Here is a 3,142-nt window from a genome sequence, read left to right as displayed (position 1 = left end):
TTCACCAACGGCGGCGCGGATGCCAACGAGAACGCCATCAGAATGGCCAGGCTCGTCACGGGGCGGGACAAGATCCTCACCCAGTACCGCTCGTACCACGGCAACACGGGGGCGGCCATCGTCGCGACCGGCGACTGGCGGAGGATCCCCAACGAGTTCGCCCGCGGGCACGTGCACTTCTTCGGGCCGTTCCTCTACCGCTCGGAGTTCTGGGCGACCACCCCGGAGGAGGAGTGTCTCCGTGCCCTGCGTCACCTGGAGCGGGTGATCGTCTCCGAGGGGCAGGCCACCATCGCCGCCGTGCTGATCGAGGGCATCCCCGGGACGGCCGGCGTGCTCGTGCCGCCGCCCGGCTATCTCGCGGGTGTCCGCGCGCTGTGCGACAAGTACGGCATCCTGCTCATCGTCGACGAGGTCATGGTCGGCTTCGGGCGCACGGGGGAGTGGTTCTCCTGGCAGGGCTCCGACCAGGGGGAGGAGCGCTGGGTCCCCGACCTCGTCACCTTCGCCAAGGGCGTCAACTCGGGTTATGTCCCCGTGGGGGGCGTGATCCTCACCGAGTCGATCGCGAACGCCTTCGAGGACACCGTGTTCCCCGGCGGCCTGACCTATTCCGGGCATCCGCTGGCCATGGCCTCCATCGTCGCGTCCATCGACGCGATGGTGGACGAGGGGATCGTGGAGAACGCCAAGACCATCGGGACCGATCATCTCGCGCCGGGGCTCACCGCCCTCGCCGAGAAGCATCCGATCATCGGTGAGGTGCGCGGCCGCGGTGTGTTCTGGGCGCTGGACCTCGTCGACGACCGGACCACGCGGCAGCCGCTGTCCGGCGCCGTGATGGCCACGCTCAAGGCGCAGCTGATGGAGAGGGGCCTGCTGCCGTTCGTGCAGGACAACCGCATCCATGTCGTGCCGCCGTGCATCATCACCCCGGACGAGGTCGCCCAGGCGCTGGCCATCTACGACGAGGCGCTGACGGCGGTGGAGCCGGCCTGAGCCGGCGCTGGCCGTCTCCCGCATTCCCGCGCGTCCGGGCCTCCGGGCAACTCCGTCATCCGGGCAGGCGGCCAACTCCGTCGCGGCGGGAGAAACGGTGTCACGGCGGGAGGCGCGCCTCCCGCCGCGACGTATCTTTCCCGCCGCGATGTGACTTTTCTCCCGCCGCGGGCAGGCCGGGCGCCTTTTCTCCCTCCGCGGGGCGCTGGGGCGCTGCGTTTCGCCGAGGGCGCAGGACGACACCGCATCGGATGCGTCCGCACGAGTAAACTTGTGCGGTGCCTCACGTGATCAAAACCCCCTACACGGTCGACGTCTTCGACCTCATGCACCGCCCGGGCGAGATGCGGGAGAAGACCATCGACGTGACCGTCCCGGAAGACTTCGGCAACGCCATGATCGGCGTGAAGACCGGCAGCCTGCTGCACCTGGACCTGAGGATGGAGTCGCTGCACGACGGCATCCTGGTCAGCGCGGACGTCGATGCGACGGCGGCCGGCGAGTGCGGAAGATGCCTGATCGACATCGAACAACCCGTCCAGGTCGAATTCCAGGAGCTTTTCGCGTATTCTTCTGACGAAGCTTTTGAATACGAGGTTCACGAGGACACGATTGACCTCGAACCCGTAATCAGGGATGCGGTGGTGCTTTCGCTGCCGTTCCAACCGGTCTGTCAAGAAGATTGCCTCGGCCTGTGCCCCATTTGTGGGGTGCGACTCCTCGACAACCCGGGTCACGAGCATGAAGCCCCCATCGATTCCCGGTGGGCGGCGCTCGGAAACCTGGCCGGGCTCGACGAATTTGCTTCGACAGACGAGGCAGAGACCACCCAGGATGTAACCGATGCCCAGAGCGGCATCGACAGAGAGAAGAGATAGCCATGGCAGTACCGAAGCGCAAGATGTCCCGCGCGAGCACTCGCGCGCGCCGCGCCCAGTGGAAGGCCACCCCTCCCACCCTGGTCAAGACCATCGAGGGCGGCAAGGTCACCTACAGCCTTCCCCACCGTGCCAAGGTCGTCGAAGACTCCACCGGCGCGCCCCTGTACATGGAGTACAAGGGCCGCAAGGTCGCGGACGTTTAATTCGCCCGCGTCGTTTCGCGGATCGAACCATGCCTGGCACTAGTGCCACGCGAGCGGAGCTGCAGCTGTTCCTGGCGGTAGACGTCAGCCCGGAACTGCTCGAACTCGCGCTCACGCATCGGTCGTACGCGTATGAGCACGGCGGCACCGCCCACAACGAGCGGCTCGAGTTCCTTGGCGACTCCATCCTCGGGCAGGCGGTGACCGTCATGCTCTACCGCGACAATCCGGACCTCGACGAGGGCGAGCTGGCCAAGCGCCGGGCGAGCCTGGTCAGTTCGGTCGCGCTCGCCGAGGTGGCTCGCACCATCGGCCTGGGCAAGTACATCCGTCTCGGTCGCGGCGAGGAACTCACGGGCGGCCAGGACAAGTCGTCCATCCTCGCCGACACCGTCGAGGCGGTCATCGGCGCGGTGTACCTGAGCGCCGGCGGGGATGCGGCGACCGGACTCGTCATGAGGCTCATCGCCCCCCTGCTCAGCGACCCGGAACGCTTCGGAGCCGCCATGGACCCGAAGACGAGCCTGCAGGAACTGGCCTCCCGTCTCGGGCAGGGCGCGCCCCACTACGAGATCACCGACAGCGGCCCCGACCACTCCAAGCGGTTCCACGCCGTCGTCTCGCTGTCCGAGGCCGGCGAGCCCGTCGCGGCAGGGGACGGCAGCAGCAAGAAGCAGGCGGAGATGGCCGCGGCCCTTCAGGCCTGGACCATCCTCTCCTCGCGCACGTAGCGGTGCCGGAGCTTCCCGAGGTCGAGGTCGTCCGCGCCGGACTTGAGCCGGCGGTCAGCGGGGCGACCGTCCGCGGCGTCGAGGTCTTCGACGGACGATCGCTGCGCCGCCATCCCGGCCCGAGCGAGGACTTCGTCGATCGCCTGACCGGTCGGAGCATCCTCTCGGCCGTCCGGCGGGGCAAGTTCCTCTGGCTGCCGCTGTCGCCGGCCGCCGGTGGTCAGGAGGCGCTCGTCGTCCACCTCGGGATGAGCGGCCAGGTGCTGCTTCGCGACGCGACGCAGCCGGACGACCCGCTGCTGCGCATCCGCCTGGCCCTCGACCACCC

At 68.3% G+C, this 3,142-nt stretch carries 5 protein-coding genes; all 5 read left to right on the top strand.

Annotated elements, in window-relative coordinates; all coding sequences use genetic code 11:
• A partial coding sequence (locus tag VGC18_RS15785; protein WP_331099148.1) for an aminotransferase class III-fold pyridoxal phosphate-dependent enzyme occupies positions 1–999 on the top strand: 999 nt, incomplete at its 5' end.
• Positions 1,000–1,277: 278 nt separating this feature from the next.
• On the top strand, positions 1,278–1,877 hold the full coding sequence (locus VGC18_RS15780) for a YceD family protein (RefSeq protein ID WP_331099146.1): 600 nt from the start codon (positions 1,278–1,280) through the stop codon (positions 1,875–1,877).
• Positions 1,878–1,879: 2 nt separating this feature from the next.
• Complete coding sequence (gene rpmF, locus VGC18_RS15775; RefSeq protein ID WP_331099144.1) at positions 1,880–2,083, top strand: 50S ribosomal protein L32; 204 nt, start codon at positions 1,880–1,882, stop codon at positions 2,081–2,083.
• A gap of 29 nt (positions 2,084–2,112) precedes the next feature.
• Positions 2,113–2,814 carry a ribonuclease III gene (gene rnc / locus VGC18_RS15770; RefSeq protein ID WP_331099143.1) on the top strand — a complete coding sequence of 234 codons (702 nt, stop codon included), beginning with the start codon at positions 2,113–2,115 and terminating at the stop codon, positions 2,812–2,814.
• A 2-nt stretch (positions 2,815–2,816) separates the two neighbouring features.
• Positions 2,817–3,142: DNA-formamidopyrimidine glycosylase family protein (locus VGC18_RS15765; RefSeq protein ID WP_331099141.1), on the top strand; the 326-nt coding region annotated here is incomplete at its 3' end.

The organism is Lacisediminihabitans sp., from assembly GCF_036404185.1.
Lineage (GTDB): Bacteria > Actinomycetota > Actinomycetes > Actinomycetales > Microbacteriaceae > Lacisediminihabitans.
This window is presented reverse-complemented; position numbering and strand designations above follow the sequence as displayed.